This window comes from Dechloromonas sp. A34, assembly GCF_026261605.1.
Classification (GTDB): Bacteria; Pseudomonadota; Gammaproteobacteria; order Burkholderiales; family Rhodocyclaceae; genus Azonexus.
Genome location: NZ_CP102486.1, coordinates 3,932,585 through 3,951,314, shown reverse-complemented (window position 1 = coordinate 3,951,314; position 18,730 = coordinate 3,932,585). Strand labels below are relative to the sequence as shown.

18 protein-coding genes and 2 pseudogenes are annotated in these 18,730 nt (G+C 62.0%); 4 read left to right on the top strand and 16 right to left on the bottom strand.

Going from position 1 to position 18,730, the window contains the following annotated elements:
• Window positions 1-68: 68 nt before the first annotated feature.
• The gene (locus tag NQE15_RS19720; RefSeq protein ID WP_265943973.1) at window positions 69-689 is read left to right on the top strand and encodes a TetR family transcriptional regulator; all 621 of its coding nucleotides are present in this window, start codon (window positions 69-71) and stop codon (window positions 687-689) included.
• Here NQE15_RS19720 and NQE15_RS19715 read toward each other — a convergent pair.
• From NQE15_RS19715 to pbpC, 7 genes and pseudogenes are all read right to left on the bottom strand, one after another.
• Entirely contained in the window at window positions 686-2,029 is a 1,344-nt protein-coding gene (locus NQE15_RS19715; RefSeq protein ID WP_265943971.1) for a fused MFS/spermidine synthase, read from the bottom strand. The genes NQE15_RS19720 and NQE15_RS19715 overlap by 4 nt on opposite strands.
• A gap of 59 nt (window positions 2,030-2,088) precedes the next feature.
• Window positions 2,089-3,222, bottom strand: a complete 1,134-nt coding sequence (locus NQE15_RS19710; RefSeq protein WP_265943969.1) for an ABC transporter substrate-binding protein — start codon at window positions 3,220-3,222, stop codon at window positions 2,089-2,091.
• 99 nt (window positions 3,223-3,321) lie between these two features.
• The gene (gene rarD, locus NQE15_RS19705) at window positions 3,322-4,209 is read right to left on the bottom strand and encodes an EamA family transporter RarD (protein WP_265943967.1); all 888 of its coding nucleotides are present in this window, start codon (window positions 4,207-4,209) and stop codon (window positions 3,322-3,324) included.
• A 5-nt stretch (window positions 4,210-4,214) separates the two neighbouring features.
• Window positions 4,215-4,906, bottom strand: a pseudogene (locus NQE15_RS19700) (DUF599 domain-containing protein).
• 56 nt (window positions 4,907-4,962) lie between these two features.
• A complete protein-coding gene (locus NQE15_RS19695) occupies window positions 4,963-6,618 on the bottom strand; it encodes a methyl-accepting chemotaxis protein (RefSeq protein ID WP_265943965.1) in 1,656 nt (551 codons plus the stop codon).
• Window positions 6,619-6,694: 76 nt separating this feature from the next.
• A complete protein-coding gene (locus NQE15_RS19690) occupies window positions 6,695-7,000 on the bottom strand; it encodes a hypothetical protein (RefSeq protein ID WP_265943963.1) in 306 nt (101 codons plus the stop codon).
• A 164-nt stretch (window positions 7,001-7,164) separates the two neighbouring features.
• Window positions 7,165-8,898 (bottom strand): annotated as a pseudogene (pbpC, locus tag NQE15_RS19685) (penicillin-binding protein 1C); the annotation flags it as partial.
• A gap of 158 nt (window positions 8,899-9,056) precedes the next feature.
• Between pbpC and NQE15_RS19680 the strand changes: the two are divergent.
• Both NQE15_RS19680 and NQE15_RS19675 read left to right on the top strand, forming a co-directional pair.
• Window positions 9,057-9,788, top strand: coding sequence for a S1 family peptidase (locus NQE15_RS19680; protein WP_265943961.1), 732 nt, complete (start codon window positions 9,057-9,059; stop codon window positions 9,786-9,788).
• A 116-nt stretch (window positions 9,789-9,904) separates the two neighbouring features.
• A complete protein-coding gene (locus NQE15_RS19675; RefSeq protein WP_265943959.1) occupies window positions 9,905-10,030 on the top strand; it encodes a hypothetical protein in 126 nt (41 codons plus the stop codon).
• A 21-nt stretch (window positions 10,031-10,051) separates the two neighbouring features.
• On the opposite strand, the gene NQE15_RS19670 is transcribed toward NQE15_RS19675, so the two are convergent.
• The 7 genes from NQE15_RS19670 to NQE15_RS19640 form a co-directional block, all read right to left on the bottom strand.
• Window positions 10,052-10,624, bottom strand: a complete 573-nt coding sequence (locus NQE15_RS19670; RefSeq protein ID WP_265943957.1) for a DUF1415 domain-containing protein — start codon at window positions 10,622-10,624, stop codon at window positions 10,052-10,054.
• A 118-nt stretch (window positions 10,625-10,742) separates the two neighbouring features.
• Window positions 10,743-13,181, bottom strand: coding sequence for an EAL domain-containing protein (locus NQE15_RS19665; RefSeq protein WP_265943955.1), 2,439 nt, complete (start codon window positions 13,179-13,181; stop codon window positions 10,743-10,745).
• Window positions 13,178-14,596: a sensor histidine kinase gene (locus NQE15_RS19660; RefSeq protein ID WP_265943953.1), complete on the bottom strand. Its 1,419-nt coding sequence runs from the start codon at window positions 14,594-14,596 to the stop codon at window positions 13,178-13,180. The genes NQE15_RS19665 and NQE15_RS19660 overlap by 4 nt, the downstream gene beginning before the upstream one ends.
• A 278-nt stretch (window positions 14,597-14,874) precedes the next feature.
• Window positions 14,875-15,069, bottom strand: coding sequence for a hypothetical protein (locus tag NQE15_RS19655; RefSeq protein WP_265943952.1), 195 nt, complete (start codon window positions 15,067-15,069; stop codon window positions 14,875-14,877).
• Between the two features lie 178 nt (window positions 15,070-15,247).
• Window positions 15,248-15,496: a FaeA/PapI family transcriptional regulator gene (locus NQE15_RS19650; protein ID WP_265943950.1), complete on the bottom strand. Its 249-nt coding sequence runs from the start codon at window positions 15,494-15,496 to the stop codon at window positions 15,248-15,250.
• Window positions 15,497-15,831: 335 nt separating this feature from the next.
• A complete protein-coding gene (locus NQE15_RS19645) occupies window positions 15,832-16,347 on the bottom strand; it encodes a phasin family protein (RefSeq protein ID WP_265943948.1) in 516 nt (171 codons plus the stop codon).
• 109 nt (window positions 16,348-16,456) lie between these two features.
• Window positions 16,457-17,323, bottom strand: a complete 867-nt coding sequence (locus NQE15_RS19640; RefSeq protein ID WP_265943946.1) for an alpha/beta fold hydrolase — start codon at window positions 17,321-17,323, stop codon at window positions 16,457-16,459.
• Between the two features lie 200 nt (window positions 17,324-17,523).
• On the opposite strand from NQE15_RS19640, the gene NQE15_RS19635 reads away from it, so the two are divergent.
• Entirely contained in the window at window positions 17,524-17,775 is a 252-nt protein-coding gene (locus NQE15_RS19635; RefSeq protein WP_265943944.1) for a hypothetical protein, read from the top strand.
• Between the two features lie 5 nt (window positions 17,776-17,780).
• Here the strand turns inward: NQE15_RS19635 and NQE15_RS19630 are convergent, their stop codons facing one another.
• Both NQE15_RS19630 and NQE15_RS19625 read right to left on the bottom strand, forming a co-directional pair.
• Window positions 17,781-18,200 carry a hypothetical protein gene (locus tag NQE15_RS19630; RefSeq protein ID WP_265943942.1) on the bottom strand — a complete coding sequence of 140 codons (420 nt, stop codon included), beginning with the start codon at window positions 18,198-18,200 and terminating at the stop codon, window positions 17,781-17,783.
• Between the two features lie 108 nt (window positions 18,201-18,308).
• Window positions 18,309-18,665 carry a DUF1304 domain-containing protein gene (locus tag NQE15_RS19625; protein ID WP_265943940.1) on the bottom strand — a complete coding sequence of 119 codons (357 nt, stop codon included), beginning with the start codon at window positions 18,663-18,665 and terminating at the stop codon, window positions 18,309-18,311.
• Window positions 18,666-18,730: the final 65 nt, after the last annotated feature.

The following is an 18,730-nucleotide window of genomic DNA, read 5'->3' as shown; positions in this document are numbered from 1 at the left end:
AGCCGCCGTGTTGATGGCTTGATAATGACAACGGCTAGGTAGAAAAAGTGCCGGCCGGGAGAGAGAGAATGGTCAGAAAAACCAAGGAAGAAGCGGAAAAGACCCGCAAGGACATCATTGAATCGGCACGTCAGGTCTTCCACCAGCACGGCGTCAGCCGCTCGACCTGCGAGAAGATCGCCAAGGCCGCCGGCGTGACGCGGGGGGCGGTCTATTGGCACTTTCAGGACAAGGCGGAAATTTTCCTTGCCATGCGCGCCGACGTCTTTGCCCCCATGGTGGAGCGCACTGACGCCATTCTGTTTTCGGATTCCTTCGCCAATCCGCTCGATGCCATCGAGGCTTCGCTGAAGGAGTTTTTCCGTGTTCTCGAGGATAGTTCCATCGTGCGCGAAGTCTTCGAAATCATGATTTCACGCTGCGAATACGTCGATGAATTCGCCAGCATCCAGGACGAGGTCGGTCGTCCGGCCTTCGTGTTTCTCGAAAAGATCGAGCGTATGTACCGACGGGCCGGAGACGGTGGCCATTTGCGCCCGGGCCTCGACCCGCTGGCGACGGCACGCGACACCTGGGCTTTCACCAGCGGCCTGTTGCACCTGATGCTCGGTTGCCAAAAAGGCTCGGAACTCGATCAGCAGATTCCGGCCATGATTACAGCGCACATGGCGCTGCGCCGGAAAGGCTAGCGCGAACGGGCCAGATCGAGGTCGGCCCGGTTCTTTTCATCGACGTATATGCCGGTTGCAGCCGGCCGACTGCTGGCGAAACAGCTGACTTCGACATTGGCCAGCGCTTTTGCCTTGTGCAGAACATCGACCGCGCAGCGCCCGTAGACGCTGTCGATGGTGGCCAGCAGGTTGCGGGCGTAGGGGGTTTCCAGCTTGCCGTCGAGGATCAGGTTGGCGAGCAGTACTCCGTCCGGCTTCAGCACGCGGCGGGTGCCGGCCCAGAATTCGCGGGTCACCAGGTGGCTGGGAATCGAGGTGTGCGAGCTGTAGACATCGACCACCACGGCATCGAAGCGGCGCTCGCTGGTCGCCACGAAGCGCCGCGCGTCGTCGGCTATAAATTCGCCCAGTGCCGCTTCGCGCAGGAAGTGTTTTTCGGCAATTGCCTTGATCGCCGGATCGATATCGACATAGGTGTAGCGATTCAGCGGTTCCCGGTGGGACAGCGTGAAGCCGCCGGCGCCGAGGACGAGGATTTCCCGGTCCTTGAAGCCCAGATCGTCGAGCAGGATTTGCCGCAAATGGTTGATGTAGCGCGTGTAGTTGGGCGGTTCGGAATCATCGATCAGCGAGGCGGTCGATTTGTTGACCCAGAAGGCGCGCGGGTCGTTCTGGCCGGGCAGGTCGACGTCACCGACGATATATTCGGCGTAGGCGGTGTCGGCGGTTACCTCGTGGCGCAGATTGAGGCCGGCGGCGAGCGCGACGGTCGCCAACGAAAAGAAGATGATCCTGGCATCGCGCCGGGCGAGCAACAGGGTGCCGAAGGCCAGCCCCAGGGCGCATGTGAAGACGGCGGCCGAGACGCCCAGCCACTGCATGACGAGCAGCGACAGCGAGAGCGAACCGAGGAAGGAGCCCAGCGTCGACCAGTAGAGCGCCATGCCGCTCGCCTCGCCGGTACGCTCGTGCTTGATCAGGTTGGTCAGGATCGGCACCGTCTGGCCGAGTAGCCAGGCGAGCGGGCAGAGGATGGTGCCGATGAAGACGAGATAGGCGATCAGCACCGGCTGCAGGTGGAGGAACAGCCAGTCCACGGTAATGCCTGCCAGTCCGAGGCCGGCCAGCGCGGCGGCGATCAGGAAGTTGCGGGCGACGACGCTGGCGTAGTGGGCGGCCACCTTGGCGCCGGAGGCATAGCCGAGGGCCAGCGCGAGCAGAAAGAAGCCGATGGTCGGGGCGGTGACGACGATGGAACTGCCGATGTGCGGTACCAGCCGGCGCAGCGCGATGACTTCGGCGCCGAGCGAACAGAAGCCTTCGATGAAAACGATGGTGTAGATGAGCAGCCGGGACATCGCCCGGACTATACCGGAATGCTGGCGGTTCGCCGTGGACGGCCGGATCTCGCCGGCACTCAGTGCAGAAACTTGCCGTTGCTGCCGATGATGGTCAGGTCGACAAAGTTCGAACCGTTGTGATTGGCCGATGAAAAATTGATCGGAAAGCCGCCGATATCGACCTTGTTCATGCTTTCCAGGGCACTTACCAGCTTGTCGCGGGTCAGATCGCGGCCGGCCCGGCGCAGGCCTTCGCCAAGAACGCGGGCGGCGATAAAGCCCTCGAGTTCGGTAAAGGAGTAGTTGTCACGCCCGGCCTTCTTGACCAGACTCTGATAGTCGCGGGAAACCTGAAGGGTGCCGCTCCACGGAAAGGGAACGACCTGGGCGATATGCACGCCGATGCCGCTGCTGCCGAGTTCCTTGGCCAGCGGCACACTGCCGACGAAGGACAGATTGTGGATGGCGGCGGCATTGCCCAGCTTCTTCAGGGCGAGGACGACGGCGGCCACCGATTTGTAGGCGCTGACGACGAGGACGGCGTCGGGTTGGGCGGCATGAATGGTCTTGGCGGCGGCCTCGACATCGGTGCTGTTGCGCTCGATAGTGGCGGTGGCTGCCGGTTTCAACTGGCGTTTGGCCAGCGCTTTTTCCATACCGGCCAGGCCGGCCTTGCCGTAGGCATCGTTCTGGTAGAGCACGGCAATTTTCTTGACGCCGACGGTGGTCAGTTGCTCGGCGATTTTTTCGGTTTCGTCGAAATAGCTGGCGCGGACGTTGAAAACGTTGCGATTGAATGGCTCGCGCAGCAGTTGGGCACCGGTGAAGGCGCCGATGTAGGGAATGTGCGCCTCATTGACCAGCGGCAGTACGGCCTGACTGGTTGGGGTGCCGACATAGCCGAACAGCGCGAAGACCTTGCTGTCATTGATCAGTTTCTTGGTGTTGGCGGTGGCTTGGTCCGGCTCGTAGCCATCGTCGAGCGATTCAAGTTCGATTTTCCGGCCATGGATGCCGCCGCTGGCATTGATCTGGTCGAAATACAGCTTGGCGCCGCTGCGCATTTCCTGACCGAGCCCCTGGGCCGGGCCGGAGAGGGCGGCCGACTGCCCGATCCGGATGCTGTGTTCGCTAACGCCGTTCTCGGCCTGGGCGGAGATGGCGGCGACGATTGCCGCGGCGGCGATGAGGCTGTGCGTCAAGAAGCGCATGACGAATGTCCCTGAAATGTCCAGTGTCGCGGATTGTAACTCCGAAAAATGCCAAATTTATAGCATTGACATTTTTCATCACGGCCCGTGACTGTGCCGTCAGGCTGGTTTTCGGTATTTGCGCCAGGCGCTCCAGCTGAAGACGAACAGGCCGCTCCAGATCAGCGCGAAACTGACCAGACGGACCGTCTGTAGCGGTTCGCCGAAAATCCATACCGCCGTCGCGAACTGCAGGGTCGGGTTGATGTACATCAGCATGCCGACGGTCGCCAGGTCGAGGCGCTGGGTAGCCGCGGCAAAGGCCATCAGCGGCACGGCGGTGATGATGCCAGCGCCGACCAGCAGGGCGGCGGTCGTCAGGTCGTGGGCGGCAAATACCTGGTGGCCGGTCTGCGCCATCCACAGCGCGTAAATCGCACAGACCGGCAGCATGGCCAGGGTTTCCAGCCACAGACCGGACAGGGCGTCGACCGGCACCTGCTTGCGGACCAGGCCGTAGGTGCCGAAGGTGGCGGCGAGGAACAGCGAGACCCAGGGCAGGCCGCCGAGGGCGATGACCTCATTGCCAATGGCGGCGACCGCGAATGCGACGGAAATCCATTCCAGGCGGTTCAGGCGTTCCTTCAGGACGACCAGGCCGAGCAGCACATTGATCAGCGGCGTCAGGAAATAACCGAGGCTGGAGGCGACCACCTGCTGGTTGGCCACCGCCCACAGAAACATCAGCCAGTTACTGCCGACCAGCAGCGCGGCGAGGGCGAGCATGGCGAACTGGCGCGGCGTCCGGAACACCGCCAGCACCTTGCCCCAGTTGCGGCGCGCCGTGAGCAGCAGGGCGACGAAGACGAAGGCCCAGACGGCGCGGTTGGACAGCACGTCCATTGGCGAGAGATGCGAAAGCTGGCGGAAGAAGAGCGGGAAGAAGCCCCAGATGCCGTAGGCGAGCAGGCCGAAGGCGATGCCGGCCAGCGGGTTGCGGGCGTTCATCCGACTCAGGCGTCGCCGCGTAGCAGGGCCAGCGCCGGCGAACGGAAATCGCGGCGGTAGAGCACGATCAATACGGTGATCGCCAGACCGCCGAGCATGGCCGGATGCAGCAGCCAGCCCGAGGCGGCGAGGCCGAAGTAGTAGGCGCGGATGCCACGATTGAAATCGTCGCCGGCCAGGCTGTTGGCGCCGGCCACACGGCGGGCGTAGGTTTCGTCGGCGGCCTGTCCAGCCTTGTGTTCGGGGCGGCGCCGACCAGGATGGAAACCAGGTTGAACTGGCGTAGCGACCAGGTGAATTTGAAATAGGCGAAAACGAAGGAGGCGAGCACCAGCATCAGCTTGATTTCCAGCAACTCGCGGTTGCCGACGCCGCCGAAGGGCAGTTCGGCGGTGACGCTGAGCAGCTTGTCGGAAGCGCCGAGCGCGGCGACCAGGCCGGCGATGATGTAGATCGTGGTGTTGGCGTAGAAGGAAACACTGGTCATCAGGTTGCCGATCAGCGTCGAGTCGGCGACGCGGATATCGCGTTCCAGCATGCGCCGCGCCCATTCCAGGCGATAGCCCTGGCTGGTCCGTACCAGGCCGCGATCACCCCAGCGGCTGTGCTCGGAGAACCAGGCGTAACCGGCCCAGCAGATGAAGAAGGCGGCCAGTGCCAGCCAGTCGGCCGTGGCGAGATGAGGGAGCGCGTGCATGGCGGGAGTTTGCCACAAGGCGACCAGCGCGTGGCCGCCTTGATGACGCTCGGGCGCTAGGTCTTGAAGCGTTCGACGTTGGCCCGCATGCGGTTGGTCAGGCTGCGGATATTGTCCGCCTCGGTGGCCGAAACGCCGACGCTGGTGCTGCTTTGTTCTGATGCCTGGGCTACGCGCTCGACCTTCTGGGCGATGTCGTAGCTGGCGGCGCCCTGTTCGTGCATGGCCTCGTTGATATCGGCGAAAACGCGCTGAACCTCGCTGTTGGCGCTGCGAATTGCCGCGATTGCTTCCCCGGCCCGAGTTGCCAGTTCGGTGCCGCTTTCGAGGTGGCCGATGGTGTTTTCCATGGCCACTACGGCGCTCTTCGAACGGCTCTGGATATCCGCGATCATGCCGGCGATCTCGCCGGTCGCCTTGGTGGTCCGTTCGGCCAGTTTGCGCACTTCGTCGGCGACCACCGCGAAACCGCGGCCCTGTTCGCCGGCGCGGGCAGCCTCGATGGCCGCATTCAGCGCGAGCAGGTTGGTCTGGTCGGCGACGTCCTTGATCACCTGGACCACCGATGAAATGCGCTCGGAGTGTTCGCCGAGTTCGGTGATTGTCGCGCCGACGCCCTTGACCTCGACCGCGATGTCGGCCATGGCCGAGACGGCGTTGCCGATCACGGTGCCGCCGGTTTCGGAGTGTTCGCCGGCCAGATTGGCCAAGGCGAGCGCCTCGCGGGTGTGGTCGGAAACCGAGGTGATGCTGACCGAGAGTTGTTCGAGCGAGGCCGCCATCGACGACGAAGACTCGCTGGTTTCGGCCGAGGCTTGTGCCGCCTGGGTGGAAGCCTGGGCGAGGGTCGATGTCGCCTCGTCGACCTGGACGATTTCCTGGCGTACCTCGGCCAGACTCTGCTGCAATGTCTTCAGCAGATCGTTGAAGGCTTCGGCCGTCAGCCCGACTTCGTCCCGGCTGCGGATCGGGATGCTGCCGGTGAAATCCTTGTCGCGGGCGGTGCGGATGATCAGCTTCGCCATCTCGCCCAGCGGCACCGTGATCGAGCGGATGGTATAGGCGGCGATTAGCAGTCCGAGCAGCAGGCCGGTAGCGAGCGTGATCAGGGATGCCCAGATGAATCGCCGGTTCTCGGCGGTCGAGGTTTCGTAGCTGGTCCTGACCGCCTTTTCTTGCGCTTCGGCAACGCTGCGCATCATCGGGTTCATCTTGGCTTCGAACTGGCCGTTCGCCTTGAGGAAGTGCGCGACGGTAGCAGCCGAGTAGTCGCCGTCGAGTAGTGCCTTCAAGGTTGGCCGGACGACTTCGCCGACATACTTGGCATACAGCGGCTCGAATTCCTGAATCAGCTTCAGTTCCTCGCTAGCCGGCAGCAGATTGGCTTTCAGTGAGACGAAGGTCTCGTCCATCCATTTCAGGTTCTTCTCGATCACGTCGAGGTGCAGGGTGACCGGATGGTCATGCAGCTTGGCGTAGTCGAAGGACGGGTTGTGCTGCATGGCGCGGAATATCTGGCCGCTGTTTTCGACGACCAGACGGCGAATCCGGGCCAGTTCCCGCATCGGGATGGCCTCGTGCTTGTAGATGGATTCGATTTCGGTTTCGGCGCTGCGGGCGATATAGACGCTGATACTGCCGGTCACGATCAAGGCAAGGGCAAGAAATGCGACAAGCCCGATCAGCCGCCCACGGATGCTCATGTTCGACATGATGATCCTCCCTTCATTGGAGCTTTGATTATTGTATTAGCTCAATCTACTCCTTTATGACGGGCTGGCAATCCCGCTATTTCGCCCGTCCCTTCAGGGCTCGCACTTCAAGGACAACGGCATCGATGGTCCGGCCCGCGCCATTTTCCAGAGACAGTTGATGGCGGCCCGGTTGCGGTAGCCAACGGGTATTGACGTTGGCATTGCCGAGCGATTTTCCGTCCATCCGCCAGATCCAGCCTGGCGCCGCCGGTGCCGAGAGGCGGAGCGGGACGCGCTGGCGCTGTGGCGGGATGTCGGGGTCGAGGGCGATGACGCTGCCGTCGGCCGGGTAGGCGATACGGGCCAGCGCCTGGGCGGCGGCAGCCCGAACGACCGGCATTTCGGTGCCGGCGACGAACCACTCGCTACGGGTCGGCTCGCGTGGCGGCGCGAAGCGGATGGTGCTGCGCACGAGGCCGGCGGGGCGGGCGGCGGGCGGCTCTCGACCCGGGGTCGGCCGGCCGTTGCATCGCCGCGATGCAGCCAGTCCATCACCTCGCGCCAGACCGGTGCCGCACCGGAAACCCCGGATACGTCGTGCATCGGGCTACCACCGGCATTGCCGACCCAGACCACCACTGTATAGCGCCGCGAATAGCCGGCGCACCAATTGTCGCGCATGTCCTTGCTGGTCCCGGTCTTGGCGGCGGCCCAGTAGGGCGTGACCAGCCAGGATTCGAGGCCGAAGGTGGCGGCGCGGGCAGTGCGGTCGGCAAGGATGTCGCCGACCAAGAAGGCGCTGGGCGGGGTGTAGGCGGCGTGCTCTTGGCCGGTGAAAACCCCGGCGCAGCCGTCGCGCCGGCAGGGTATCGAGGCCGTCGTCGGGGCCGCCGTGACGCGCAATGGCGACCACCGGCCGCCATTGGCCAGCGTCCGGTAGCCATTGGCCAGCATCAGCAGTGAAATATCGGCCGAGCCGAGGGCCAGGCTGTAGCCGTACCATTCGCCGCTTTCCTTGAGGCTGGCGAAGCCGGTCTGCTGCAGGCGCTGGTGAAAGCGATCCGGACCCAGGCGGACCAGCGTCTTGACCGCCGGTACGTTGAGCGAGCCGGCCAGCGCCATGCGGGCCGAGACCCAGCCGCGGTAGTGCGGTTCGTAATTCTGCGGGGCGTAAAGGCCGTTGCCGGTATCGAGCGTCAGCGGCGCGTCCTCGATCAGCGAGGCTGGGGTCAGCTGGCGGCGCTCGAAGGCTTGTGCGTAGAGAAAGGCTTTCAGCGTCGAGCCGGCCTGGCGCAGGGCGGTCACGCCATCGACCTCGGCGGCATCGGAGAGATCGCCGCTCGAGCCGACCCAGGCGAGGATTTCGCCGCTGGCGTTGTCGATGACCAGCAGCGCCCCATCTTCGACATTCTGCTGGCGCAGGGCCGCTAAATGGCGGCGCAAGGCGGCCGTTGCGAAGCGCTGCAGATCGGCATCGAGGCTGGAGCGGACCTCTTGCCCGGGCTGGCCGAGCAGCTTGCGGGCGAGGTGTGGTGCCAGTTGTTCGCTGGCATCGCGTTCGCCGGCGTTCAGTCCGCCACTCAGCGCCTGGGCGGCAAAACCTTCCAGTCCCTCGCACTCACCGGGGCGGTTCATTTCCTTCAACAGGTTGCAGGCGCGCCGGACCACGACGGCCGGCGCCGCATTGGGCGAGCGGAGGAGGGCGGCAGCGAGCGCCGCTTCACGCTCGTCCAGGCCGTGCGGCCACTTGCCGAACAGCTTGCGGCTCATCGCGCCGACGCCCTGCAGCTCGCCGCGAAAGCTGACCAGATTGAGATAGGACTCGAGAATCTGACGTTTGCTCCAGAAGCCTTCCAGGCGTAGCGCTGCGGTGGTCTGCGTCAGTTTGCCGAAGATACTGCGCCGGCCCCGGCGCTGGCCGTCCTCGTCGATCAGCCCGGCCAGTTGCATGGTCAGCGTGCTCGCCCCGCGCGTCTTGTTGCCCCAGAAATTGTTCCATGCAGCCTTGCCGGCCGCCGGCCAGTCCACCCCGTCATGTTCGAGAAAGCGCTTGTCTTCGGAAACGATTACTGCGCGCAGCAAGGCCGGGGCAATACCGGCGAGCGGCGTCCAGGCCAGACGGCGTACCGTCGGATCGACCCGCAGGCTGTGTAGCGTCTTGCCATCGCGTGCCAGCAGCGTTGCCTCCGAGGGCACATAGGCGGTTCTGACCTCCGCGAAACCGGGCAAGGCCAGTGCGGGAAGGGGAAGGAGCAACAGCAGGGCGAGCCGGCAGCGGATGGACGGGAGGAAAGTCATGAGGAGATTTTAGCGGGAGCTGTCTGGATGGCAGCTATCGGGCTCGCCGGGAAAGCCCGACGCGGCGGATTATCGGTGCTATTCTCAAAACATAACGGCATTGGCGACACTGCGCTGGCCGAGGCCATCCGGCCCGATTCACAAGAGGGCAACCCGCCATGATTGAAACCATACTGCTTACCGCCGCCCGCATCTCGACCTTCGATCAGAAGCGGCATCTGACCAACGCCAGCGGGTTTTTCTTCCAGCGCGGCGAGCGGCTATTTCTGGTTACCAGTCGGCATGTCATGTTCGATGAGCCGAGCAAGCACTTTCCGAATCGCATCGAGATCGAGTTGCACGTCGATCCGGACAATATTGCCATTTCCACCGGCTTTTCGATGCCGCTCTACCGCAACGGCAAGGGGGTCTGGCGCGATGGTCTCGATACCGCGGGGGATATCGACGTCGCCGTGCTCGAGATCGAACGTGCCGCACTGCCCAGTACTGCTGTCTATCATGCTTTTACGCCACACCATCTGCTCGGCCGCTTCGATCAGGTGGAGGTTGGTTCGTCGCTGCTGGTGGTCGGCTTCCCGCTCGGGTTTCACGACACGGTGCATCACATGCCGGTGGTTCGCCACGCCATCATCGCCTCGTCTTTCGGGATGCGTTTCCAGGGCCAGGGCTTTTTCCTGACCGATGCCCGCACACACCGGGGCACCAGCGGCGCGCCCGTCGTCATGCGCGTCACCGAACCGGCGCCGGAGCTCGGTGAACTGCCCTGGATGTTGCTCGGCGTGCATTCGGCGCGGCTCGATGTCGGCTCACGCGATCTTGAGCTGGATGAGGCGCTGGGCCTGAATTGCGCCTGGTATGCCGACATCCTGATGACGCTGACCGAGAAGTAAGCCGTGAGCCTTGCCGGAGCCTGGCAAGGCATATTTTTCGTCACCCGGTTAATTGTCCGACATCGGCCTATACTGAATTTATGCCGGTGTTTACCGGTTCCTCCAAGGAGCAGATCATGGGCAAGACGACCAAGAGCAACAAGGAAGTAAAGAAACATGCACTTCTTTCCCCCAAGGAAAAGAAGCACGCCAAACAGGTCAAGAAGCACGCTTCGGATACCGTGCCGATCATTCCCCGCTAGGCAGCAGGCAGCAACAATCTTTTAGACCAGCCAGAGCTTTTTCCAGCCGGCGTGGCCGAGGCGTTCCATCGTCTCGATATTGCGCTCGAAGATGTCCGCCGCATCCGGGAAGGCCGCCACGGCACGGTCGATGCTGCTCTCGCGTAGCAGATGCAGCGTCGGGTAAGGCGAGCGGTTGGTGAAATTGGCGATATCGTCCGCTTCGCTGCCGGCAAACTCGTACTGCGGATGCAGGCTGGCAATCTGGAAAACGCCATCGAACCCCAGGTTGCGGTTCAGCGCGTCAACTTCGGCCAGAAAGAAGTGGTAGTCGAGAAAATTTGTCATCACCTGCGGGTGGATGAGCAGGGTGGTGTCGAGTTCGGCTGATTCCGTACTGGCCAGCCGCTTCAGTTCGTTTTCCAGTTCGGCCAGCAGGCCGTCGGCCGTGCTGGCCGCACTCAGGGCATAGCGCACCTGCTTTTTGACAAAGACACTTTTGGCGAAAGGACAGAGGTTCAGTCCGATCACGGCACGCTCCAGCCATTGCTGGGTAGCGGCGACGATTTTGTCGGCAGCGACGGAGTCGCTGTAGGGATTCAAAACTTGGGGCATGGTGGAGCCTGGATCGGAAGTCGCGAAAAAACGCGGTCAGAGCCTGGGCCCGGCGAGGCGTTCAAGTTAGCCGCATTCTATCGTGCGCTGTGGTCGCAATGGATTCTTTCGGCGGCGCTCACAGTGCAGCATTCGCCAGCAGAACGAGTAACTGCTCGTGGGCGAACGGACGGCTGAACAAATAACCCTGCCCAGACTGGCAGCCCAGTTGCAGCAGGATTGCAGCCTGTTCCGGCCGTTCGATGCCCTCGACGATGATCGCCAACTGCAGCGATCTGGCCAGGGCGACCATGGCCTCGATAATGGCTATTCCCCCCGTGTTTTCGGGGAGGTCATGGATGAATGAGCGGTCGATCTTGATGCGATCGATCGGCAGGTCACGCAGGACGCTGAGCGAGGAGTAGCCGGTACCGAAGTCGTCGATGCTGACCGCGACACCGAGTGACTTCAGGTCACGCAGTACTTCGACGCTACGCTCGATCACCTGCAAGGTGCTTTCGGTAATCTCCAGTTCCAGGGCCGTGGCGGGAAATCCTGTGCGCAGCAAGATTTCGCGGACTACCGGGATGAAGTCGCTGCGCATGAACTCGCGGGCGGAGACATTGACGGCAAGCTGTAATTGGCGACCGGTCGCGTCTTTCAAGCCGAGGGCTTCCCGGCACGCTCGTTCGAGGACCCACGGCCCCAGGCGATCTATGACGCCACTTTCCTCGGCAACCGGAATGAAGCGGCCGGGCGGAATCATGCCGAGTTCGGGGTGATTCCAGCGGACCAGCGCTTCGATGCCGGTCACCCGACGATCCGCGAGATCGACCTGGGGCTGGTAGTGGACAAGCAACTGATCCGCCTCAATGGCGCGACGTAATCCCTGTTCCAGATAGAGGCGCTGGTTGCTGCGCTCGGCCATGTCCTGGGCATAGAAGCGATAGCCGTTGCGGCCACCGGCCTTGGCGGAGTACATCGCAATATCAGCAGCGCGCATCAATTGATGACGGTCTTTCCCGTCATCCGGATAGATGGCGATGCCGATGCTGCCGGAAACGGTCACGTTGTCGCCGGCGAGACTGATCGGGGGGCTCAGCGTGTTCAGTATCTTCTGGGCGAGCTCTGCTGCATATTGCGGGCTGGTTCCGCCGGCCAGCACGACAAATTCATCGCCGCCCAGGCGGGCGATCGTATCGGCGCCACGCAGGGTGCCGCGCAGGCGGCTGGCGACGACGCGCAGCAATTCATCGCCGATGCTGTGACCGAGGGTGTCGTTGACCACCTTGAAACTGTCGAGATCGAGAAAGAGCAGTACACATTGCTGTTGCTGGCGGCTGGCCAGTTCAATCGCCTGACTGAAGCGGTCGTCGAACAGCAGGCGGTTGGGGAGGCCGGTCAGCGCATCGTGGTGGGCGAGATGGTAGAGCTTGGCCTCGGCGGCATGGATTCCACTGACGTCCGAGAAGGCGATCACGAAGTTGCTGACCACACCGGCCAGGTTGCGGACCACGCTCAGGCTCTGCCACGCCGGGAAGCTCTCGCCGCCCTGGCGCTGGCAGATGACTTCGCCTTGCCAATAGCCTTCCCGGCCATTGACCAGCTCTTCGAACAGGCGCGCGTAGTCCAGGCCCTGGCGCTGCGCCCGGAGCAGGATGGCGGGTTCGAATCCCAGGGCATCCTGCTCGCTGTATCCCGAGATTTGGCAGAAGGCCGGGTTGACCGCGATGATCCGGCGCCGGGCGTCGGTGATGACGATGGCTTCGGCGGTGGTTTCGAAAACGACGCTGGAGCGCCGCAGATGTTCCTCGTTGCGGTGGCGCTCGCTGACGTCCTGGAGGACGCCGACGATACGGCGCTCGGTTTTCGGGCTCGGGTGGGCCTTGATGTGCGCTTCGAGAAAATGCGGCTCGCCGTTGTTCCCCACGGTGCGGAATTCGACGCGAACCGGGTCGTCGCTGGCCAGTGTCGCGCTAAGCATGTTCATCACCCGCTCGCGGTCTTCGGTATCGACCCGGGACAGGAAGCATTCCCGGGATTCGTCGAGCGGCACGGGACGGTCGCCAAACAGGGCCCGGAGGTGCCCGTCGCCGTGCAGGCGGTTGGCCAGCGGCAACCACTCGAAAACCCCCAGCGAGGCAGCATCCATCGCCAGCTTGAGGCGCAGTTCGCTCTTTTCCACCGCCACCTCGATTTCCCGGCGGGCCAGCGCCATCTGGATGGTGGCGTGCAGTTCCCTGGCGTCCCAGGGTTTGACCAGATAGCCAAACGGGCGGCTGGCCAGGGCCCGGCGCAAAGTGTCGTCCTCGGCATAGGCGGTCAGATAGATGACCGGAATCTGGTGCCTGGACTGAATCTCGAGGGCGGCCTCGACGCCGTCCATCTGTCCGTCGAGATGGATGTCCATCAACACCAGGTCCGGGGCGATTTCGGCAATTCGCTGCAAGGCCTGTTCGCCGCTGGCCACTGTCGCACCGACCTCATAGCCATAGGCCTGCAACTGGTTTTTGAGGTCGAAGGCGACAATGCGCTCGTCTTCGACAATCATTAGATTAACTGGTGTCATCGTGCTCATGATGACCCCTCTTTCGACTTGTCGTTGGGGAAAACCATTGCAAACCGCACCCCGGGTCGGGGCTCAAGCGAAAAACGGCCGCCGATCTGTTCGACAAACAGGGGGACCAGTTGTAGCCCGAGCGAGCTTACCTTGGCCAGATCAAAACCCTCCGGCAAACCGGCGCCGTCGTCGGCAACGATCAGGACGAGTTCATCAGCGGATTCCTGCAATTCGATGCGGATTTCGCCGCCGCGGCCATCCGCAAAGGCATGCTTGAAGGCGTTGGTGACCAGTTCGTTCACCACCAGTCCGCAGGATATGGCACGGTCGAAATCGACAAACTGCCTTTCGTCAGGCAATGCCCGGGCCAGCACAACGTTGGCACGCGATTCGTGATAAGTCCCCCACAGCGACTGTGCCAGGCGTTCGAGGTATTCGCCAAGGTCGATCCGGGAGTAGTCCTTGCGCTCGTAAAGCAACTGGTGGGTCAGCGCCATCGCGCGAACGCGGCTCTGGCTCTCGCCGAGCGCGGCGCGCAGGCGCGGGTCGCTGGTATGAGTGGCCTGCAGGTTGAGCAGGCTGGAAATTACCTGCAGATTGTTCTTCACCCGGTGATGTACCTCATTGAGGAGGATGGTCTTCTCCTGCAGGGCACTTTCCAGCTTCTGCTGGGCGCGCTGGCGCTCGGTGATATCGACGATGCTCGCCAGCACCATCATGCCTTCTTCGGTATCGATCGGATTCAGGCCGATTTCGACCGGAAACTCGCTGCCATCCGAGCGGCGGCCGAAGAGGTCCCGTCCGGCCCCCATCGGGCGCGGTTGTGGGGCATCGAAAAAGCCCCGACGAAAATGTTCGTGCTCGCCGCGCAGGCGTTCCGGGACCAGCATCTCGACCGTCTGACCAATCAGGGCGCTGCGCTGGTATTGAAAAAGCTGTTCGGTCTGGGCGTTCACCAGGACGATCCGCCCGTCATGGTCGATCATGACCATCGCACTCGGGGCATACTCGACGACGCGCTGGAAACGTTCCTCCAGGCGTTTGCGTTCGGTAATGTCGACAATCGCCGCCAGCACCATGAATCCGTGTCCGGAATCGATGGGCGTCAGTCCGATCTCGACCGGAAACTCGCTGCCGTCGCGGCGCCGGGCGTAAAGGTCGCGCCCACTGCCCATCGGTCGGGGATGTGGATCGTCAAGAAAGCCATGGCGATAGCCCGGATGCCGTGCCGCGAATCGTTCCGGCACCAGCTTTTCGACCCGTTCCCCTTGTAGTTCCGCGCGGCTGTAACCGAACACGCGCTCGGCCTGGGCATTGGCCAATACGATACGGCCATCGCTGTCGACCATGACCATCGCCGCAGGAGCCCATTCGACAACACGGCGGAACGACTCGTCCGGGGCCGGGACGATCTCTGGTGATTTCATGCTCATGAAGCGCACTCCATCTGTCGCCAGAACTGTTTGCCGCAGTGCGCGGCAATACGCCCGGTTTATGTTGTCCTGTTATTTGGATTCGGCCGGCGGGCAGTGGTTCAAACTATTGGCAAGCCTGAAGTGGTCGTCAAGCGCAATGCCGGCGAGGCTATCTGGGGGCCGGCTTGAACAAGATTGGGTGGTATCACTAGCCGGAGCAGGCGGCCGGAAATATTGGCAGGTCGTGAACCCGCGCTCGCCCCGGTCGGCGCCTCTCATCTTGCCAGGCGCTCTGGCTAGGCCTGCGACTTTTCGATTTCGGCGAGCAATCGCAAGGCGCGTTCCCGATTTTTCGCGATCGCGGCGGTACGCCCGGCGACATCGGCATTCTCGGCCTGCGATGCCTGAAGCAATACCTGATGCGGCGTCAGCCCGCCGAAAGCGGCATCGAGCATACGTTCGGTTTGTGCAGCAACTTCATCTTCAGGCATTGCAATCTCCATAGGGCTAGGCAGGCGTTTTAACCGTTTCTTCCCGGTGAGTAAAGACGAAAACCTGAGCAGGGCGTCTATACCCGAGTGGGGAACCGGTTTTGACCCACCTCGCGGCTCGGGCTGGCGCCGTGGAAGGTGTGGTCGTTGGTGGCTTGCCCGTGGGAGCGCCCTGGTCCTACTTGGCGGACGGCTTCCGGCCGGGTGCCGGGCGCGGAACGAACCCGGAAAGCCTGCACTGGAACCCTTCAACAGCTTTCCCTTTGACGTAGCTGGTGATGGTGCATCGGGAAATATCGCCGCGCGCCGAAAGCTCGGACAGGGAGGCCCGGACTTCATCAAGGGAAATGTTGGTCGCTTCCGCGATATCGAAATCGAGCAGCTGACCGTGTTTCTTCAGGTGTTCAAGAATCTTTTCGGTGTGCATCAGGATTCCTTTCTTAAGCTTGACGGGTTCGCATCCGCATGACTTTGCGGCAGGTAACCCATAGTGAGCTGCAAATAAAAGCCATATTGACCAAAAAACGAGAACAATTTTTCAGGCTGACAGCAGCGGGTTGGCTCAACTAAGAAAAAAAGCCCGCGCGAGGCGGGCTGAAATCCATTTCTTGGAGGAGATGGAGGAGACAGTTCGCATTATGCACCAAATAATTGTGCACCGCAACAAATTTTTGTATCAGATTGTGACGGCGGTGCGCTGTCCGTAAATGCAAAAAGCCCGCGACTGGCGCGGGGCTTTTGATTTCGGGGAGCCCGAAATACTTACTTGGCCTTCTTGGTCACGGCAGCGACATTGGCTTGGGTGGCGTCGGCGAATTGCTTGGCGACCGAGTTCATGTTGCCGAAAGCGGAGTTGGCGGCAGCGATTGCATTCTGGATGGCGGCCATCGCGCTTTCCGAGCCAGCCGGAGCGGACTTGGTAGCCATTTCGACCATGCCGGCCATCGACTTCTGGAAGTCGCCGAACTGGGCTTGCAGCATCTTGGCCAGTTCTTGCTGGGTCTGGCTGGTGATTTCATAGACCGAACGGGAGTAGGCAACAGCCTTCTCGACGGCCGGTTGGGTCAGGGAGGATTGAGCGGCGAGCGCGGCTTGCGGATCCTTGGCTTCCAGAACCGACTTGACGCCGGAAGCAGAGTCTTCCAGTGCAGCGCGGGCAGTATTCAGGTTCAGGGCAGCAATACGCTCGGCCGAGGCGAGAGCCGTATTTGCGACGGACAGCAGGGAGTCAACAGTTGCTTTGTTGGCGGCGGCGAATTGTTCGGTATTGATAGACATGTGTTGTCTCCGGGAAAAGGGTTGTCGAATGCTTCGGAGCCCAGTATAGCGCACAATTTCATTGAATGGTGCGCTGCAGCAATTATTGCTAGTCTTTCGCTTGTCGGGGCTAGGCAGCAATGAATTCACGAATGGCGGCCACTACCTCAGCGGGGGCGCTGACGTGCGGGAAGTGGCCAGTCGCATCGATGACGGACAGGCGGCTGTGTTTGATGTGTCGATGCAGGTATTCGGCAACTGCCAGGGGCACAGCAATATCGTTTTGGGACTGGATCAGCAATGTCGGTATGTCGAGCTTGCCAAGGGCGGCCCGATGGTCTGACTGGAAAATCGAGCACAGAACGGTCAGGGCGCGGTCGGCCGGAATGCTCTTGATCGTCGCAGCAAAATCTTCGCTGAGGAACGGTTTCTCCGGATTGGCCATGGCTAGCGGGGCAAAGCTGTCGGCCCATTCCGTATAGTTCAGCGTGACGGCCTTGTACAGGGCGTCCAGATCGCTTTTGCTAAAGCCCCCACGATAGCCTTCATCATCAAGGTAGCGCGGCGAGGCGCCGACCAGCACGAGCCTGGAAGCGATTTCAGGGTTTCTTATGGTGGCCAGGATGCTGATCATGCCGCCGAGGGAATGGCCGACCAGAATGGCGTCTTCAAGCTGCAAGGCAGTGCACAGGTCGAGCAGGTCGGTCGCGTAAGTGTCGAGATTCAGGTAGCGGTGCTGGACAAAGGCCTCGGGAGGCGACTTGCCGGCGCCGACGTTGTCGAACAGGACTACCCGATAATCGTCCATGAAGCTTGCGGCGACGTCTTGCCAGACGCTCTGGTCGGTTCCGAAACCATGGACGAATACAATCGACTGGCTGGCCTCCCGGTTGCCGACCACGGTAGCGTTATTTTTCCTGAGCGGATCGAGTGTATTCAAAGGGGGATTCCTCCTGACCTGAACCGGGGCGCGGCCCCGTACCGGGGGCTCGATCATGTCAAAACCCTTGCTGGATGGGCTGCGCAATGTTTGGATTATGCGTTTATTTTATCGGTGGACATGCTTCCGTGATTAACGTTCCGAGGTCGGCCGTGGGGGCATCCGGTCCGCATGACTGTCCCGGGCCACGTCGCCTTGATTAGACGAAGGAGAGGGCGCAGACTGGGAAAGTGTCCGGTTAATGAAGGAGACGCAACATGACCGAATCCCAAATGAACGAACTGATCACTTCGCCATGGCCGTTCTTCGGCGTTTCGCCACACGGCGACGTGCTGGCGCGTTACGTGCCCTATGGCCCGGTCTTTCGCTGGAGCTGGAACCAGATGATCCCGATGCCGGTTCAGGGGAGTGACCTGTGCTGGCTGCTCCATTCGGCTGCCGAAGAGGGCCATTCGATCACCGACACCGACAAGGTCAAGACGCTGGGCCGAAAGATCAAGGCGGGCTGAATCCCTTATTTGGGCGGGACGTCGATGTAGTGTGCGGTCAGCCAGTCGCGATCGAGTTGCCATTCCACGCCCTTGATACCGGGCTGGGCGAGCACGATGGCTTGCGCTTCCGATTGCACCCGGCCAAGCTTTTGCTCGGCGGCAATGAATGCCGGATCGTTGGCATTCTTGGTGTTGATCTCCGGGTAGAGAACGGCCAGCGCCTTGAAAGCGGGTACGTCGAAATTGCGCGGTGTGCTGATGTAGGCGGTGGAGCCACTAACCTTCAAGACCTTGAACTGATAGGGGTAGTCCTTCAGTTCGCTGCTCGCCCGGGTCGCGATGAGCTTGGTCAGTTCCCGCGAGCGACTGTCCGGGGCGCGGATGTACCAGTCCAGGGCGACGAGGAAAATAAGCAGCGGGATTGCCCAGTAGCGTTTTTTCACCTTGCGACATCTCCATGTGGGCTGAACAATCGGCGCCTGTCGGGAATGGATTGGAATATTAGCAGTATGTGATATTTATTGCTGGGCGACCGGCGATCTTTGTGCCGCTCAGGCCAGCATAACCAGCGCGAGGCCAACAGCGGCCGGGAGGGCCTGAACGATCAGGATCTTGCGGCTGGCGCTGGCGGCGCCATACAGCCCGGCGATCAGAACGCAGCTCAGGAAAAATACCTTGATGTCCAAACCTCCCGCGCCGCGGCCCAATCCCCAGAGCAGCCCGGCGGCGAGAAAGCCGTTATAGAGGCCCTGATTGGCCGCCAGCACCTTGCTCGCCCTGGCCGCTTCGAGCTTCTGGCCAAAGGCCCGCAAGCCGGCCGGCTTGTCCCAGAGAAACATTTCGAGGACGAGGAAATAGATATGCAAAAAGGCGACAAGTCCGACAACGATATCGGCGGCAAGCGACATGGGTGTGCTCCTGAGCAGGTGGCGGCGCTCCGCCGCCGTGGCAAGGCCAACCGGCAATTTACTCT